This is a genomic window from Luedemannella helvata (genome assembly GCF_039528415.1).
GTDB classification, from domain to species: Bacteria; Actinomycetota; Actinomycetes; order Mycobacteriales; family Micromonosporaceae; genus Luedemannella; species Luedemannella helvata.
This window is the reverse complement of record NZ_BAAALS010000025.1, coordinates 84511-101465: the sequence shown is the minus strand read 5'-3', so window position 1 is coordinate 101465 and position 16955 is coordinate 84511. Positions and strand designations below refer to the sequence as shown.

The window sequence follows — 16955 nt, the reverse complement described above, 5'->3', positions numbered from 1 at the left end:
CGCCTCCAGGGCGCCCGGCCACGGGCCCGATGATTTGGACGATTCCGCGTGGAATAACCGCCCCGGATTCCACGCGGAATCGTCCAAACGTCGGGCGAGCACGGCGCCGTCGGGCGGGCCCGGCGCCGTCGGGCGGGCCCGGCGCCGTCGGGCGGGAACGGCGCCGTCGGGCGGGAACGGGTGGGCGGCGCGGGATGGGGGCGAGGGGTGTCGGAGGGGGGTCGTAAGGTCGCCGGCATGTCGAGCGCTACGTACTCGTATCTGCGGCCCTCCGGGCTCGCCGACGGGGGGCTGTCGTTGCAGACCTCCGGCGGGGTCGCGCAGCGGGCCGCCGCCGCTGCGCGTCCGCGCTTCTTCAGCGGCTTCGTCACCACGGCGGAGCCGGTCGCGGCCGGGTTGCTGGCGGTCGCCGAGGTGGCCCGCACCCGCTACTACCAGCCGCTGAGCCCACGCAGCCTCGACCCGGTCGTCACCGGCAGCCGCGACCGGCTGCGCTTCGAGTCGTTCTCCGGTTGCTGCGGCGTCTACGCCCGCATGGACGTGCTGCCCGCCGCGCTCGACGGGGAGACCCCCGACCACGGTACGACCAATGTGGACGTCAATGCCCCGCTGCGCACCGCGCTCGCCCGGGTCGCCGGGTCGTCCGCGCTGCGCCTCGACGTCGGTCCCGACGACCTGACCGTCACGACAATGCACGGCAGCGTCGTGGAGAAGAAGGTGCCGCTGCCGACCCGGTGGCTGCGCGGCTTCGCCGAGGTGCAGGTGATCGCGTCGCGGTTCGACCCGCGCATCGAGGTGTCCGCCGCCGAGGCCGCCGCGTTCCTGCGCCGGGCCGCGTCCCCTACGGACCGTACGGTCCTGTGGGTCGTGCCGTCGGGGCGCTCGCTGCGCCTCACGTCGCGGCCGGTCGCGGGTGCCGTGTGCCTGCCCGGGCAGGGCCGCCTGGCCGTGCTGCGGCCGCTGCTGCGCTTCGCCACGACGCTGCGCGCCTACGGGCCGCCGGTGGGCCCGGGCAGTGCCCCCGTGGCGAGCACGTGGGAGATCGAGACCCCGTCGCTGCGGGTGTCGCTGACGCTGTCGCCGGAGCCGAGCCGCGGGTTCTCCGGCGAGGGCGCCGTACTCACCGCCCTGGCCACCGACGAGGCGATCGCCGACGCCGACCTGATCAGCGCGTTGCTGTCGTGGGACCCGACCGTCGACGTGGACGCGCTGGCCTCGGCCGCCGCCCTGCCCGCCGACCGGGTCCGGGCGGCCCTCACCCAGCTCGGCACCGCAGGCCGGGTCGGTTTCGACGTGGCCGACGCCGCGTACTTTCACCGGGTCCTGCCCTACGACGCGGCGGCCGCCGCGAAGCTCAACCCCCGCCTGATCGGGGCACGCCAGCTGGTCGCGGACGGCGCGGTCGCGGTCACGGACAACACCGCCCGGGTACGCAGCGGCGAGGAGACCTACGACGTGGCCGTCGTGGACGGCGCCCCGGCCACGTGCACGTGCCCGTGGTGGGCGAGATACCGGGGCGGCCGCGGCCCGTGCAAGCACGCCCTCGCGGTCGGCATGGTGCTCACCGGCGACCGCGAGGCGGTGCCGGCGTGAGCGCGGAGTTCGCGGCGGAGGTGCTCCGGCACGTCGGCAAGGGCGATACCGACGGCGTCGTGCTCGCCCTGCGGGCAGCGACCCCGCAGCAGCGGCAGGCCGTGGCGGCCGTCGTGAAAAAGCAGCTCACGGGCGTCGACCAGTGGGCGGCCTGGCAGCGGCGGCACGAGATGCGGGCGCTGATGGTGGCCGGCGCCGGCTGCCTGCCCACCGCCATCCAGGTGGCGGGCTGGCTCAACCGGCCCGCGTTCGGCATGGTCGACATGGACCCGGCGGTCCTCGTCGCGGTACTGACCGACCGGGGCGTGCCGTGGCTGCCCGACCTGGCGTGGCGGCTCGCCGACGGCCTGACCGAGCGCAGCCGGACCCCGCAACGCTGGCGCCTCGCGGCGGACCTCGTCACGGTGTCCGGCGCACAGCCGCCGACCGGCGACCAGTTCGTGCTCGGCTGGCTCGAGTCCCTCTTCACCGGGAACGGCCGTCGCAGGCACGGCGTCGCGCAGGCGCTGCGCGAGTCGCCCTTCCTCGACGCCCTGGTGCCCCGGCTGTTCGAGGTGGACGGCGCCGGCGCCATCATGGCCGCCGGTTCCGGGACGTCCGCACCCGCCCAGCAGCCCGACGCCGACCACGGCGTGCTGGCCTTCGCGTCGCTCGCCGGGGACGGCCGGCTCGACCGCGCGACGCTGCTCGATGGCTGCCTGGGCCGGTTCCTCAAGGGCGACCGGCCCGCCGCGTTGACCGCGTTCGTGACGCTGCACGACGCGCTGGCACCCACCCTGGACGAGCTGGCCGAACGGCACGAGGACTACGCCCGGCTGCTGCCGGTCGCGCCACCGGTCGTGGCCACCCGCGCGCTGAAGGCCCTGCGCGCCCTGGACGACGCCGGGCGCCTCGACGTCGAGGTGATCGCGCAGGCCGGCCGCGACGTGCTGTTCCGGCCGCAACGTGGTCTCGTGCGAACGCAGCTGTCCTGGATGGACCGCGCGGCGAAACGACACCCGGAGGCGGTCGGCGACCTCCTTGGGTCCGTCGCCACCGCGTTCGGTCATCCGTCGCTCGACCTGCAGGAGCGCGCCCTCACCATCGTGGCCCGGCACGTCGGGGGGTGCGACGCCGACGCCCGCGCCGCGCTGGCCGACGCGGCCACCATGCTCGGCGCCGACCTGGCCGGCCGCGCCGCCGGCCTGCTGAGGACGCCGCTGATGGCCGAACCGGTCGACCTGCCTGCCGTCGTGGCGCTCGCCCCACGCCCCATGCCGGCGCCGATCGCGTCGCCGGCCGAACTCGCCGCCGAGGCCACGGTCGTGCTGGGCGGCGGCGACCTCGTCGCGTGGGAGCGGGTGCTCGCCGGCTGCGTGTCGCTGGCGGGCGATCGCGCGGCGCTGCACGACGTCCTCGCTCCGGTCCTGGACCGGACGGTCCCGTACGCCAACGCGGCGGACCTCCACAATGGCGTGCTGGATCAGCTGCTCGGCATGACCCTGCGCGCGGTCATCCGCAAGCCGCCCCTGGGCCTCTGGCAGCAGACCATCGAGACGATCAGCCAGCTGGCGACCTTGGACGTGACGCGCCGCAAGCCGTGGCGGGGCCTGCCGGCTCCGCACGCCATGCTCCTGCAGCGCGTCGCTGAGGTCGGGCATCGGGTGCGCCGCCAGCCCGTACCGTTCCTCGTCGCCACGCCGACGACAGCCACCGGTCACCTCGACCCCGCCGTGCTCGTCGACCGGGTGGCGAGCGCGGAGCGCGACGGTTGGCAGCCGTGGCCGGTGGACTTCGCGCAGGCCCTGCTCCGCCTGCCCCGGGAGGCGGACCCCGAGGTCGTCGCCCGGGCCGCCGGCCTGACGTCGCCGGCCGGGCGCCGGCTCGCCGCGCGGCTGGCCGCCGGGGCACCCGCCTATCCGAGGGTCCTGCGGGCCACGCGTGACTGGGCCCCGCCCTGGTCCTCGTCCGCGCACGTGACCGGGCTGCCGATCGTGCGGCTCGTCCCGCCGGAGCCGAGCGACGATCCGATCGCCGACGCCCTGTTCCGCGACGCGCCGATCCGCCGCGGCTGGCCGGTCTGGCTCGCCGGCCAGGCGCTGTGGCCGGGGGTCCTGCCGTCGCACCGGGAGGTCGTCGCCGCGCACCTGCTGCCCGACCTCGCGGTCGGGCCGGAGTACGGCGCCGGGGACCCCGTCACCGTGCTGCCCGCCCTGGCCGAAGGCACCGGGCCGTGCGGCCCGGCCGTCGCCACCGCGCTGGCGTACGGGCTCGGCGCGGCCCGGGAATCCGGCCGCGTCGCCGGGGTGGACGCCGCCCTGACCCTCGCAGTGACCGGTGACCTCGACGGCTTCGCGGTCGGTGACGCCCTGGCCGCCCTGCTGGCCGCCGACGCGACCAAGGTCAACCGGATCACCGCGTCGCTCACCGACCTGGCCAACGCCGGCCAGCCCGCCGCCACCTGGGCGATCGCGTCCCGCGTCCTGGCGGCCGTCCTGCCGCTGCCGAAGGCGCCACCCAGCACGCCCGACCTGCTGGCCCTCGCCTCCCGGACGGCGGCCGGCCGCCCCGACCTCGCGCCGCTACCGGAGCTCGCACCCGTCGCGGCGCGGGCCGGCAACGGCCGCCTGGTCACGGAGGCCCGCCGGCTGCAACGCGTGCTGTCGCAGGGCTGAACCGAGCCGCCACGGTCCAGCGCGGGGCCGGAGCAGGCCCCGGGAGACCGTTGATGATCTCGGAGTTCGCCGGTTCGACCGCGCCGTTCAGGCTCTGGGCCCGTCGTACCTCTGCCGTAGCCTGCGGGTATGCGGATCCTGCACCTGTCCGACACGCACGTCACCGCCGCCGGCACGGATGAGGACGGCGTGGCCAGCACGGCCGCGCTGGAGCGGATGCTGGCGGACGCCGGCGCGCTGCCGGACCTCGACCTCGTCGTGGTGAGCGGCGACATCGCCGACGACGGCTCCACCGAGGGCTGCGCGGAGGTGCGCGACCGCGTCGGCCGGTTCGCCGCCGAGCGCGGCATCCCGCACGTCTACTGCACCGGCAACCACGACACGCGCGACGGCTTCGGCGCGGCTCTCGGCACCGGCCACCTCGACCGCAACGGTGACGACATCGGCCGGGCGGGTCCGGACCGCGCCGCGATCAGCCACGTCGGCGACCTGCGGGTCATCACGTTGGACAGTCTCGTGCCGGGCGCCATCCACGGGGTGATCCCGGACGCGCAACTGGCCTGGCTGCGGGCCGAACTGGCGACCCCGGCACCCGGCGGCTCGGTCGTGATGCTGCACCACCCGCCGATCGCGCCCTTCCCCGCCCTAGCGGCGATCGGGCTGCACAACCCGGACGACCTTGGCGCGGCGGTCGCGGGCACGGACGTGCTCGCGGTGCTGTGCGGGCACTTCCACCTGCAGCTGTCCGGCACGCTGCACGGTGTGCCGGTCTGGGTCACGCCCGGCGTCGTCACCCGTGCCGACCTGACCGCGCCGCCCGGTCGGCTGCGGGTCGTCACCGGCGCGGGCGCTTCGGTCGTCGAGGTCGGCGGGCCGTCCTCACCCCTGTGCTACGCGCTGCACGCCCGCGATCCCGAGGCGGGCACCGTGGTGTTCGAGAACTAGCAAACGGGCCAGGTGCCGCCCAGCACCGGGTCGAGCCCCGCCTTCGCCGCGCTCAGGAAGTCGGCCCTGGTCGCCGTCCCCAGTCGTTCGGGCAGCACGCCGAGCAGCGGGGCGTCGGCCACCTCCGACAGGTCGGCGAGGTTGCTGGCCGAGGCGAGGTCCGGCTCGGCCGGGAAGCTGCCCACCACCACGCCGAGGCACGTCAGGCCGCGTACGCGCAGCGCCTCGCAGGTGAGCGCGGTGGCGTTGAGCGTGCCGAGCCCGGCGGCGGCCACGACCAGTACGGGGGCCTTGAGTTCCATGGCCAGGTGGCTCAGGTTGGTGCCCACCTCGTCGAACCACACGAGCAGCCCGCCCGCGCCCTCGACCAGTACGAGGTCGTGGGTGGCGGCGAGCGACCGGACCCCGGCGGCCACCTCGTCGAGATCGATCGGGTCGAGCCCGGCGCGGCGGGCGGCCGTGGCCGGGGCGAGCGGGTCGGGGTAGCGCGCGTACTCCACGCACGTCACGTCGCCCGCGAGGCGGACCACGTCCGCGAGGTCACCGGGCTCCCCCGGCGCGACACCCGTCTGGGCCGGCTTGACGACGGCGACGCTCGCCCCGTCGGCCAGGGCCAGCGCCGCGATCGCGGCCGTCGTGATGGTCTTGCCGACCTCCGTGCCCGTCCCGGTGACGACAAGGATGCCGCGGTAGCCCGTACTGCTCATGGTCAGCCCTGCGCGGCCGCGCGGCGCATCGCGGCGGTGATGCGCGCGAGGTCCGCGTCGTCCGTGACGTACGGGGGCATGGTGTAGATCAGGTCGCGGAAGGGGCGCAGCCACACGCCCTCGGCGACGGCCGCGGCCGTGGCGGCGGCCATGTCGACGTCGTGGTCGAGCTGGATGACGCCGATGGCGCCGAGGACCCGCACGTCGCGCACGCCGGGCAGGTCACGCGCGGCGGCGAGCCCGTCGACGAGGCCGGTCTCGATGCGCTTGACGTTCGCGGCCCAGTCGCTGTCCAGCAGCAACGCCAGGGACGCGTTGGCGACGGCCGACGACAGCGGGTTGCCCATGAACGTCGGGCCGTGGGCGAGGACGGGCAGCTCGCCCCGGGAGATGCCGGCGGCGACCTCGGACGTGCACAGGGCGGCCGCCATGCTGAGGTAACCGCCGGTCAGCGCCTTGCCGAGGCACATGACGTCCGGGGAAACGGCGGCGTGGTCGGCGGCGAAGAGGGCGCCCGTGCGGCCGAAGCCGGTCGCGATCTCGTCGAAGATGAGCAGCACGTCGTGCTGGCGGGTGACGTCGCGCAGCAGGCGCAGGTACTCCGGGCTGTGGAAACGCATGCCGCCGGCGCCCTGCACCACCGGCTCGACGATCACGGCGGCGAGTTCGTGGGCGTGCGCGGCGATCAGGTCCGACAGGTGCGTCGCGTACGTCTCGTCGAGCGGGGCGTCGAAGCCGGCCGGCGGCTCCGGCGCGAAGATCTGCTCGGGCAGCACGCCCGTCCAGATCCGGTGCATGCCGCCGTCCGGGTCGCACACCGACATGGGGTGGAACGTGTCGCCGTGGTAGCCGCCCCGCCAGGTCAGCAGGCGCCGCTTGGCCGGGCGGCCGGTCGAGCGGAAGTACTGCAGGCACATCTTGACCGCGACCTCGACCGACACCGAGCCGGAGTCGGCCAGGAACACATGCCGCAGCGGCTCGGGGGTGATCTCCACGAGGGTGCTGGCCAGGCGCACGGCCGGCTCGTGGGTCAGCCCGCCGAACATCACGTGGCTCATCCGGCCGAGCTGGTCCGTGACCGCGGCGTCGAGCGCCGGGTGGCGGTAGCCGTGGATCGCCGCCCACCACGACGACATGCCGTCGACCAGCTCCTCGACCCCGCCGACCGGCTCGGCCAGCCGCAGCCGCACCCCCTGCGCCGACGCCACGACCAGCGGCGTCGCCGTGCCCGGCATGGGCGCGTAGGGATGCCAGACGTGCGCGCGGTCCAGCTCGATCAGTTGCCGTGGTTCCACGTGCCAGACGCTAGCCCATGCAGCCGACATCCTGAGCGGGCAGGACTCCCGTGGCGAGGTAGTCGGTCACCGCGCCGTTGAGACAGACATTTCCGGCGTACGGGAAGGGAGCGTGGTACCGGGCGTCGATCGTGACGAGCCGGGAACCGGGCATGGCCCGCTGGACGGCCCGGGCGTTGGCGATCGGCACGATCGCGTCGTGCAGCGCGGCCGTGAGGAGCACGGGCTTGCGTCCCGCCAGCGGCGCGATGGTGTCCTTCGTGGCGGGCCAGAAGGCGCACGGCGTGATGTTGGCGTTGGCCGGGCCGTAGTTCGGGTACCGGCTGCCGTAGAAGTCCAGGTCGTGGGCGTAGGCGGCGAGCTGCCGGGGCCAGGCGCCGTCCCCGCAGCGGAACATCATGTTCACCGCGGTGTGGTTGTCGGCGGGCACGCCGGCCGCGCCGGACGACGTGGTGGGCCGCAACGGCACCGGTACGGGCGGCGCGGCGCCCGCCGCGATGGCGGCGAGGTTGACGGCCGCGACCGGCCACAGCTGCTCCTGCACCTCGGCGAGCAGCATCAGATAGCCCAGCTCGCCATGCGTGAACGCCTGTCCCCCGGCCGTGACGGGAGCCCGCGCGAGCAGCCCGCGCAGCGCGGCGGTCACCTCGGCCGGCGTCGCCCCGAGCCCGTAGGCCGGGTTGGCGGCCACGTAGGCGGTGAACGCCTCGAAGGTCCGCTCCATGGCGGCCGTGCGCTCCACCTCGAACGGGCGCCACACCCGGTCGGCGTCATTGGCGCTGTCGAGCACCATCCGGTCGACCCGGTGCGGGAACAGGGTCGCGTACACCTCGCCGACCAGGCCCGCGTACGAGCCGCCCAGGTACGACACCCGCGTCTCACCGAGGGCGGCCCGGATGGTGTCCATGTCGCGGGCCACGTTCGCGGTGGTCGCGTGCGGCAACGCCCAGCCGGCGTGGCGCACGCAGTCGCGCGCGTACTCCTTCGCTTCGTTGGCGTGCTCGGCCAGGGTGCCGTGGCCGTGGACGCGCACCCAGTAACCGCCGGGCTCCTCGGCCGGCTGCCCGCAGCTCACGGGCGTGCTGCGCTCCAGGAACCGGATGTCGAACCCGACCAGGTCATAGCGGTCGAGGACGCGCTGGTCCAGCACCTGCCCGTACTGCCCGGGCAGCGGCACGCCCGCGTTGCCCGGCCCGCCGGAGGTCATCAGCAGGACCCCGCGCCGCAGCGCCGGGTCGGCGGCCGGCAGGCGGGACAGTGTGATGTCGATGCGGCGGCCGTGCGGCTTCGCGTAGTCCAACGGCACGCTCACGGTGGCGCAGCGCAGCCGGGGGTCGCTCAGCCCGTCGCACGTCCCCCAGCTGAGCGCCCGTACGGGCGCGGCGGTCGCCGCCGCCCCCACGGACAGCAGCCCCACGACAACCAGCACGCCCGCGAGAACCCGCCGCACCACAACTCCTTACATCGACTACTGTCTATCTTAGCGTGGTGGGGAACCACAGTGGTACCCATAGGTACCGCCACGGTTCATCGCTCAGTCCGGGTTATCCACAGCCGGTAGTCGCCTCGTCGACGGGGCGACAGACTCGTGTACGTGCCGGAGTCAGCGCTGTTCGATCTGCGGGCGATGTCGCGCGGAGCCGATGTCGTGGGCCTGGCGTTGCTGCTCGCGCGGCAGGCCGGCGTGCTCACCACCGGGCAGGCCGCGAGATTCGTTTCGCGCGGTGCCGTCCGGCATCGGGTGCGCTCCGGCCGGTGGCAGCAGCCTCACCCAGGCATTGTTGTCGCCCACAGCGGTCCGATCAACCCGGACCAACGTCGGTGGATCGCGGTCCTTGCCGTAGGGATCGACCGGCCGGCGATCCTTGGTGGATTGACGGCGCTGCAGGCGCAAGGCCTACGGGGCGTGAATTCCGAGGCGATCTTCCTGCTCGTGCCGCGCCATCGACGAGGCGGCGCGCCACCCGCCGGGGTGTCGGTGCACCGGACGGCCACGCTGACCGACCGCGACGTCAGCCGGTTCGGGCGGCCGCCGCGGACCAGCCCTGCTCGGTCACTCGTCGACGCCGCGTCGTGGGCACCAACGGATCGGGCAGCGACCTACTTCGTGGCGGCGGGCTTCCAGCAAGGGCTGGTCCGGCTGGCGGGCGTCATGGAGGTGCTCGACCGCATGCCGAACGTCCGGCGTAGAGGGCTGATCGCCGCGGTCGCGCGTGACGCCGAGGGCGGTGCCACCGCCTTGGGCGAACTGGACTTTCTCGCCCTCGTGAGGCGCGCCGGTCTGCCGGAACCGGTGATGCAACAGGTTCGTCGGGACGCGGCCGGCCGGCGTCGTTACCTCGACTTCTACTTCGCCCAGTGGCGGCTGCATGTGGAAATCGACGGCGCGCACCATGTCGACCCTCGCGTCGCCTGGGACGACATGGCGCGGCAGAACGAGGTATGGCGGGCGGGTGACCGGGTGCTCCGCTTCCCGGCCTGGCTGGTTCGCGAGAACCCGGCGAAGGTGGTGGCCGACGTCCGCGCGGCCCTCATTGCCGCCGGTTGGCCGGAGCGATGAACCGTGGCGGTACCCATAGGTACCGCCACGGTTCACAGCTGCGGGGCGGCGTCCTGGGGTGGGACGGTGATCTCGCCGCGGACGGAGCCGAAGTTGATGGTGCCGGGGCGGACGGCGAACGCCTGGCCTGGCTCGACGAGGCGGGCCTCCTCGCCCGTGGGCTGGGCGAACCAGGCCGTCGTCGACTTGTTGCGCAGCACGACGCCGCTCGGCACCCGGGGGTGCACCTCGACGAGCGCCGCGGCCGTGTCGAAGTCGCGGTCGACGCCCAGGTGGGCGTTGCTGATCATGGCGTTGGGCACCAGCAGGACGGTGCTGCGCCCGCCGCGCAGGCGCAGGGACGGCAGCTTCGGCATGAGCCGGTTGCAGTGCCAGCAGCGGCGCTCCGGCTCGGCCGGGTCGAGCACGATCGCGGCCGTGCAGTGGGGGCAGACGGCGCACAGGTCGGACAGCGCGACGAACGTGTCCCGCCACGTGGTGGACAGGACACGGCCGCCGAGGGTGGCGTCGCTGAGGCCCCGGGTGAACGCCTGCACGAACTGGCGCTGCACGAACTTCGGGTAGATCGGCCACCAGCGCTCCGGCCCGTCCCCGGCCACCGGGCGGTTGGTGTCGTCGCCCGGGTCGAAGACGAACAGCGGCGCCTGGCCGTAGTAGACGAGCGCGAGTTCCTCGTCCGAGCGGCGCTGCCCGTCCCAGGTGAAGCCGGCCTCGACGCGGCGGCCGTCGAGCGGGTGGCCGTGCATGAGCAGGTAGAACAGCAGGACCGCGAGGGAGTGCAGGTCGGTGGTCGTGGACGGCTTCTTCTCCCGGCGGATCACCTCGGGCGCCATGAAGCGCAGCACGCCCCACACGGCCACGTGCCCGTCGTCGATGCCGACGTTGTCGTTGTCGAGGATCGCGATGTCGCCGCGCAGCGGGTCGACCCACAGGTTGCCGAAGTTGATGTCGCGGTAGCACAGGCCGGCGGCGTGCAGGGCGCCGAACGCCTCGGACAGCTTGCGGCCGATGCGCGCCTTCGTCTGCAGGCCCAGCGGCTGCGGGTCGTTCACGACCTGGGCGAACGTCGAGAAGCGCTTGTCCATCCACGGCATCACGTACCCGAAGCCGCCGATGTTCGGCGACGTCACCGTGTCGATCGGGAACAGGAACGCCGGGTGCGGGCACGGCCGGCTCGTCAGGTCCTTGATGGCCGAACGCTGCGCGGGGGTGTCGGTCGTGCGCCGGTACCACTTGAGGGCCAGGGACGCGCCCGACCCGAGGATCACCCGGTGCACCACGCCCTGGGCGCCCTCGCCGACGCGCTCACCGACCTTCAGCGGCTCGCCGGTGCGGTCCATCCGCAGCGTGTCGCCACGGTCCGGTAGCTCCTTCACGTACACCCGGTCACCTCACCAGGAGTACGACGAAGACGACGGCGGCCACGGCGGCGAGGGCCGCGAGCGCCACGAGCAGCACGGTCTCGCGCGTGGACCCGGACAGGGGGCCCGAGCGGGCGGGCGGCGCGGCGTACGGCAGGGGCGGCGGTGAGGTCACCGGTGGCACGACCGCCGGAGGTGACGTCACGGGCGGCGCGGCGAGCGGCGCGGCCGGCGAGGCGCCGTAGGCGGAGTGCACCACGGTCGTGTCGTCGCCTCCGGGCCGGCGCGGCGACTGCAGCACGGTGGTGTCGTCGCCGATCTGCCGGCGGCCGGGGGTGAGCACGGTCGCGTCGTCGATGACGACCGGGCGGCCGGGTGGCGGTACGTTCGGCACGGTGTGGTCGTTCATGACGATCGTGCCGCCACCGGCCGGCAGGTTCGCGTCGACGACCGTGGTCCGGTCCGGGTTGGCGGGCAGCGCCGGGCGCCAGCCGGCCGCTGACGCGAGCACCAGGGCCACGGTCACGTCGTCGGCGCTGCCGTCCGAGGACGCGCACTGGCCCACCCAACGGGGCAGCTGCCTGCCCAGCCACGCGGGCCCGTGCGCGGCGGCCAGCGCGGCCAGGTCGGTGCCGAACGCGGTGTCCCAGTCGTTGCGCGCCTGCGCGTTGCCGTACCCGTCGGTGGCCAGCATGACCGCGGCGATGGACGCGCCCGCGAGGCTGACCACCCCGTAGCGCAGCGCGTCGGCCGCGTCGGGCTGGCACAGGCTCGTGGTGCGCGACCCGTCCAGGCGGGGGTCGGCCGGCACGGGGCGCAGCACCCGACCGTCCTCGGTGACGGCCAGCACGTCGCCGTCGCCGATCTGCGCGCACAACAGCCAGCCGGCCGAGACGACCGCGAGGATGAGGGTGGCGCCGTAGCCGAAGACCAGTTCGTCGGGCGAGGGCTTGGTGAGGCCGGCCGCGTGCAGCTCGTCGGCGCCGACCGGGCGGGCGGCCAGGTCGCGGTCCACGGCGGCGAGCCACGCGCGGACGAGGTCCGGGCCGGTGCGTTCGCGCAGCATCCGCTCGATGTGCTCGGCGGTCGCGCCGGCGGGGATGCCGGCGCCCACGGTGGCGCCCAGCTCGGTGGCGACCTCGACGGCCAGCGCGGAGCCGCGTTCGCTGCGGAAGTGGCGGGCGTGGCCGTGCCCGTCGGCGACCGCGACGGCGACCGTGTCCGGGTCGGGCTGGCGCACCGCGACGGCGTCCTCGTTGCCCTTGCCCATCGCCACGTGCTGCGCGCCGAGCGCGCTGGCGGTGTGGACCTGCCAGGTGGAGGGGGACGGCATTGGTGGTCTCCTGGCGCTCAGACGATGGAGTCGTCGGTCGGGTCGTACCCGTGCTGGCGCAACTGCTGGGTGAGGTTCGCCTTGTCGGCGCCCACCTCGGACATCCGCGACACGGCGACGGACACCGCCATGAGCAGGTCCGGGATGTCCTCGGCGTTGGACGCGTGGAGCACGCCCACGTTCTCGTCGCTGAACTTCGCGAGCTGCTGCGGGCGGGCGTCCTGGCCGATCGCGACCGCGACCCGTATCGCGGCCGCGCCGCCGGGCGTGGCCAGCAGTTCGGCCAGCCCGGTCTCGAAGTTGTCCGTGGCGATGCCGTCGGTGATGAGGATCAGCGCGGGCCGCAACGCGCGCCGCTCCATCTGGTCGACCGTGAGCACGCTGGCCATCAGGCGCAGCGCGGCGCCCATGTGGGTCAGCGCCCGCTCCTCGCAGCGCAGCGGCGTCCAGCGCACCTTGCCGACCGGGGTGGGCTCCTCGATGTGCCAGGAGGCGCGGTTGTCGAACCGGAGGGCGCGCACCAACACCTGCGCGTTCTCCTGCGCGCGCTCCCACTCCGCCAGGCGCGGCAGCATCGTGGCGATCGCGTAGTTGAGCGCCTGCATCTTCTCGCCGTGCATCGACCAGGAGCAGTCGGCGGCGATGATGAAGTGCAGCGGGCGCTTGGCGATGCCGCCACCCGGCATGATCGCGGCCGTGGTCAGGTCCCACGCCGTCTTGTTCGGTACGGGTTGTGCCATCACGGGCCCTCTCGTCACGCGCCGACGCGGAGCGTCGCGGCAGGTCCCATCGGATCAAGATTTTCGCCGCCGAGCAACTGGGCCTGGTACACCCCGTCGGGCAACGCGTTCGCGCCCAGGCCGGAGGCGTTCACCGAGTACGCGACGCAGCCCGTCGGCGTGCGCAGCACCCCCTGGGGCAGCCCTGGCACGTTCTGGGTCTGGGACGCGCCGGTGCGGACCACCTGCCCGTCCGGCAGGCGCAGCAGGAACGCCACGTCGAGCCCGGGCATCGCCGCCTCGTACCGGAACCCGAACACCGCGTTCGGCGAGCCCGACGGCACGGACGGGTTGCCGGCGCAGGCCTGCGCGGCATCCGCGCCGACCCCGACCTGGGTGACGCGAGCCGAGCCCAGCTTCACCAGAAGATCACTTTCGTACGGGCGCCCCGCGCGCGCCGCGTCGATGAGCGGTCGCGCCTGGGTGACCGAGCGCAGCCGCCAGGACAGGTCCGACCCGGTGCCGGGGATGGCGAGGCTGGGCACGCCGACGAGCTCGCCCGCGTCCGTGATCGCCGCTCCGCCGGAGTTGCCGTGCGCCACCCGCGCGGTCGTCTCCATCTCGAACCGGGGGTCGTCCACGTGGCGCAGCGGGTCGCGGATGAACGTCGAGATGACGCCGGTGGTCACCGTGATCGTGTCCGACCCGCTCACCCCGGGGTACCCGAGGATCGTCACGGCCTGGCCCAGGCGCACCTTGCCGACGTCACCCAGCTCCAGGAACGGCAGGTTGAGCGTCGAACGGTCGACCGGGTTGCCGGCCGTGTCCGCGTAGATCGCCACGACCGCGAGGTCGAGGTACCCGTCCACGGCCACCGGGCGGGCCCGGTAGCGGGCCTGCGCCGCCGAGTCGTCGCTGTCGATGAACTCCACCGTCAGGAACGGCGGGTCCGCCTCGAACGCCGACGCGGGCGTGGCCAGCGCGACCGCGAGCCCGGGCGCGCGCGGCGCGGCGACGTGCGCGTTGGTGAGGATCAGCCCGTCGGCGGTGAGGATCGTGCCCGAACCCCACCCGCTGTGGTCGTCGACGCCGCCCTGCAGCAGCCGCACGGTCGCCGTTTCCGCACGGTGCAGCAACTGCGGGCTGAGCGCGCTCGGCACGCCCGTGCCGGCGCCGGGCGCGACCGCGTTCGTCGGCACCGCGGCGGCATTCTCGTTCGCGCCCCCGTCGCCGCGGGTCCACAGGATCGCGCCGATGCCGGCCATCATCACGACGGCCATGACGCCCGCCACGACGGTCAGCGTGCGGACCATCGCGCGCCGGCGCCGGCCCGCGCGCATGCGTTCGATCGTCAGCGGCGGGGTGATGCCGAGTTCCTCGCCGGTCGCCGGGTCGCCGAGGCGCAGGACGGTGGGTTCGGTGATGCGCAACGGCCCCTTGATCGGCTTACCGTCGCGGTACGTGCCCCGCTCGGACGTGTCCGTGAACGTGGCCCCGTCCGGGTCGCTGGTGAGCACGCCGTGCTGGCCGGACACCATCGGATGGTCGGTGACCGCCTCGAGTCGGGGGTCGCGCCCGACCCGCACGTGCGCGCCCATGGGGTAGACGAGCGTGCGGGCGCCCAGGCGCGCGACCAGGACGGGCGTGGGCTGCGCCGGAGGTACCTGCGGGAACGTGGCGGCCGGGGGCGGGAAAGGACCCTGCCGCGCGGGCACCGCGGGCTGCACGGCCGTGGCGCCGGCCTGCGCGGGCGACCCGGATGCCGGGACCTGTCCCGGCGGCTGCGCGGGCGCGCCCGCCTGCGCCGGTGAGCCGGGCGGCGGTGAGCCGGGCGGGGCGGACGGCGGCGATCCGGGCGGCGGGGCGACGACCTGTGTCGGCTGCTGGGACACGGCCGGCGCGGGGGTGGCGGGGATCGACTGACCGCCCAGAGTCGGCTCGGCGGCCGGCCGCGCGCCTGCCGCCGCCGGTGGCCTGGTGACCATCGTGGGCGCGGTGGACGCGTCGCGGTGCGGGCGCAGGAACACCAGCGCGCCGTTGACCGGGTTGCCCAGGTGCATGGTGATCTCGTGGTCGACGCGCTGCGTGGTGACCCGAGCGCCGGACAGCCACGTGCCGTTGCGGCTGTTCTCGTCGTGCACGAACCAGGCGCCGTCGGCGAAGGCCAGGCGCGCGTGGACGCGACCGACCCGCCGGTCGGTCAGCGCCACGTGGGCGTCCGGCGAGCGCCCGCAGACGACCGTGGTACCCGCGTCGAACAGGTACCGCCGGCCGTCCGCGACGACCTCCAACGGGTACATAGGGCCCCGATCCGTCAGGCGTAGTTCTCCCACCAGTCCTCAAGGGTGGCGAACGATACGCTGTTTGGCGCCTCCGCTGAGTACAAGGTGTACGTTGCCTTATCCGTCCAGATATAGACCTTGGTCTTGTTGGTGGAGCTGTAGCACTGCAGCACGCCAGCGGTCTCGTCGGGCGTGCCGGAGCGGTGCCACGTGTTGACGCCGGCCGCGCTGCCCTTGGGCGGGCAGCCCTTGCCGGCCTTGCTGTTGGAGAACGAGACGGCCTTGTTCAGCGCGTCAAGGCCCTCCTGCAGCGACGACTCGCTGTCGAAGAGGCTGCCGATGACCGTGGCCCCCGCGATCGTGGAGTTGCTGCGTTCGGTGCAGCTGAGCTGCTCCACCAGGCCGTTGACGTTCGCCAGGGCGGGGATGTTGGAGGTGTTGCAGTCGGTGGCAACGCTGAGATCCGACGGCATCAGGTCGGCGAGCCGGTTCGAGCCGGAGCCCGTCGTCGGCGGCGCCTCGGTCGTCGGCAGCGGGGCCGCCGACGTGGCGGGCGGGGCGGCCGCCGTCGTACTGGTCGCCGTGCACTCCGGCCCCTCGCACTTCTTCTTGGCGTCGGGCTTGAGCGCCACATAGCTGAGTACGCCCGCGACGACCGCGAGCACGAGCACGCCCGCGACGATGCCGACGATGAGCGGCGCCTTCGACCGGCTGGGCTGCGGCGGATACTGCGGGTACTGGGGCGGGAAGGGCGGCGGCAGCTGGCTCGTCGGCGGCAGCCCACCCGGCCCGGCCAGCCCACCCGGGCCACCCGGCCCGGCCGGCCCGCCGTCCATGCGGGTCACGTCCGGCCCCGGCCGCGGCGGGAACTGCTGCGGCGGCGGGAACTGGCCGGGCGGCCCCTGCTGCGGGAACGGTGGCGGCACCTGCTGGTGGGGCGGCCCGGACTGCGGCGCTCCGGGTTGCGACGGCCCCTGCTGCGGGAAGGGCGGCGTGGACGTCTGCTGCGGGAAAGGCGGCGTGGACGTCTGCTGCGGGAAAGGCGGCGTCGACGTCTGCTGCGGGAGGGGCGGCGAGGAGGTCTGCTGCGAGGGCGGCCCGGACTGCGGCGCGAACGTGGGCGGCGCGACCGGCGACTGGGGCGCCGACCACTGGACGGAAACCGGGTGACCGAGCGCGGCGGAGTACTCCGACACGACCCACAGCGCCGCGTTGGTGTCCAGGGCGTTGCGGTCGGCGAGGACGGCCGCGACGTCGCGTACGGCCGCGTCGGGGGCCATGCCGCCCTGGATGCGGCTGGTCAGCAGCTGCGCCACGTCGGCGGAGGCGGCCGCGAGCACGAGGCCGGCCTCCTTCGGCGACCCGGCGAGCAGGTCGGGCAGCAGCTGGTTGAGCAGCGCGTCGTTGTCCATGCCGGCCAACCCGTAGTCGCGGAAGATCTCCTGCAGCGCCAGTCTGGCGGCGCCGCTGCGGTCATAGGACGGCTGCGTCATCTGGGCTCCCGAG

The 16955-nt window shown here is 74.4% G+C and carries 12 protein-coding genes; 4 read left to right on the top strand and 8 right to left on the bottom strand.

Features of this window, described 5'->3' with window-relative positions:
• Window positions 1–237: 237 nt before the first annotated feature.
• From ABD191_RS22400 to ABD191_RS22390, 3 genes are all read left to right on the top strand, one after another.
• Window positions 238–1593, top strand: coding sequence for an SWIM zinc finger family protein (locus ABD191_RS22400; RefSeq protein WP_344085465.1), 1356 nt, complete (start codon window positions 238–240; stop codon window positions 1591–1593).
• Window positions 1590–4247, top strand: coding sequence for a DUF7824 domain-containing protein (locus ABD191_RS22395; RefSeq protein WP_344085462.1), 2658 nt, complete (start codon window positions 1590–1592; stop codon window positions 4245–4247). Before ABD191_RS22400 ends, ABD191_RS22395 begins: the two co-directional genes overlap by 4 nt.
• A gap of 129 nt (window positions 4248–4376) precedes the next feature.
• Window positions 4377–5192: a metallophosphoesterase family protein gene (locus ABD191_RS22390; RefSeq protein ID WP_344085459.1), complete on the top strand. Its 816-nt coding sequence runs from the start codon at window positions 4377–4379 to the stop codon at window positions 5190–5192.
• On the opposite strand, the gene bioD is transcribed toward ABD191_RS22390, so the two are convergent.
• The 3 genes from bioD to ABD191_RS22375 are packed head-to-tail and all read right to left on the bottom strand — an operon-like array spanning window position 5189 to window position 8644.
• Window positions 5189–5899 (bottom strand): dethiobiotin synthase, encoded by a 711-nt coding sequence (bioD, locus tag ABD191_RS22385; protein ID WP_344085456.1) that lies wholly within the window; start codon window positions 5897–5899, stop codon window positions 5189–5191. The two genes, ABD191_RS22390 and bioD, sit on opposite strands and share 4 nt — an antisense overlap.
• 2 nt (window positions 5900–5901) lie before the next feature.
• Complete coding sequence (locus ABD191_RS22380) at window positions 5902–7194, bottom strand: adenosylmethionine--8-amino-7-oxononanoate transaminase (protein WP_425560810.1); 1293 nt, start codon at window positions 7192–7194, stop codon at window positions 5902–5904.
• Window positions 7195–7204: 10 nt separating this feature from the next.
• The gene (locus tag ABD191_RS22375; protein WP_344085450.1) at window positions 7205–8644 is read right to left on the bottom strand and encodes an alpha/beta fold hydrolase; all 1440 of its coding nucleotides are present in this window, start codon (window positions 8642–8644) and stop codon (window positions 7205–7207) included.
• Between the two features lie 138 nt (window positions 8645–8782).
• On the opposite strand from ABD191_RS22375, the gene ABD191_RS22370 reads away from it, so the two are divergent.
• A complete protein-coding gene (locus ABD191_RS22370; RefSeq protein WP_344085448.1) occupies window positions 8783–9754 on the top strand; it encodes a DUF559 domain-containing protein in 972 nt (323 codons plus the stop codon).
• A gap of 32 nt (window positions 9755–9786) precedes the next feature.
• On the opposite strand, the gene ABD191_RS22365 is transcribed toward ABD191_RS22370, so the two are convergent.
• The 5 genes from ABD191_RS22365 to ABD191_RS22345 are packed head-to-tail and all read right to left on the bottom strand — an operon-like array spanning window position 9787 to window position 16942.
• Window positions 9787–11130, bottom strand: a complete 1344-nt coding sequence (locus ABD191_RS22365; protein WP_344085445.1) for a protein kinase domain-containing protein — start codon at window positions 11128–11130, stop codon at window positions 9787–9789.
• Window positions 11131–11140: 10 nt separating this feature from the next.
• Window positions 11141–12448, bottom strand: coding sequence for a protein phosphatase 2C domain-containing protein (locus ABD191_RS22360; protein WP_344085442.1), 1308 nt, complete (start codon window positions 12446–12448; stop codon window positions 11141–11143).
• 17 nt (window positions 12449–12465) lie between these two features.
• Window positions 12466–13188 (bottom strand): vWA domain-containing protein, encoded by a 723-nt coding sequence (locus ABD191_RS22355; protein ID WP_344085439.1) that lies wholly within the window; start codon window positions 13186–13188, stop codon window positions 12466–12468.
• A 14-nt stretch (window positions 13189–13202) separates the two neighbouring features.
• Window positions 13203–15467: an FHA domain-containing protein gene (locus ABD191_RS22350; RefSeq protein WP_344085436.1), complete on the bottom strand. Its 2265-nt coding sequence runs from the start codon at window positions 15465–15467 to the stop codon at window positions 13203–13205.
• 14 nt (window positions 15468–15481) lie between these two features.
• Window positions 15482–16942 carry a hypothetical protein gene (locus ABD191_RS22345; RefSeq protein ID WP_344085433.1) on the bottom strand — a complete coding sequence of 487 codons (1461 nt, stop codon included), beginning with the start codon at window positions 16940–16942 and terminating at the stop codon, window positions 15482–15484.
• Window positions 16943–16955: the final 13 nt, after the last annotated feature.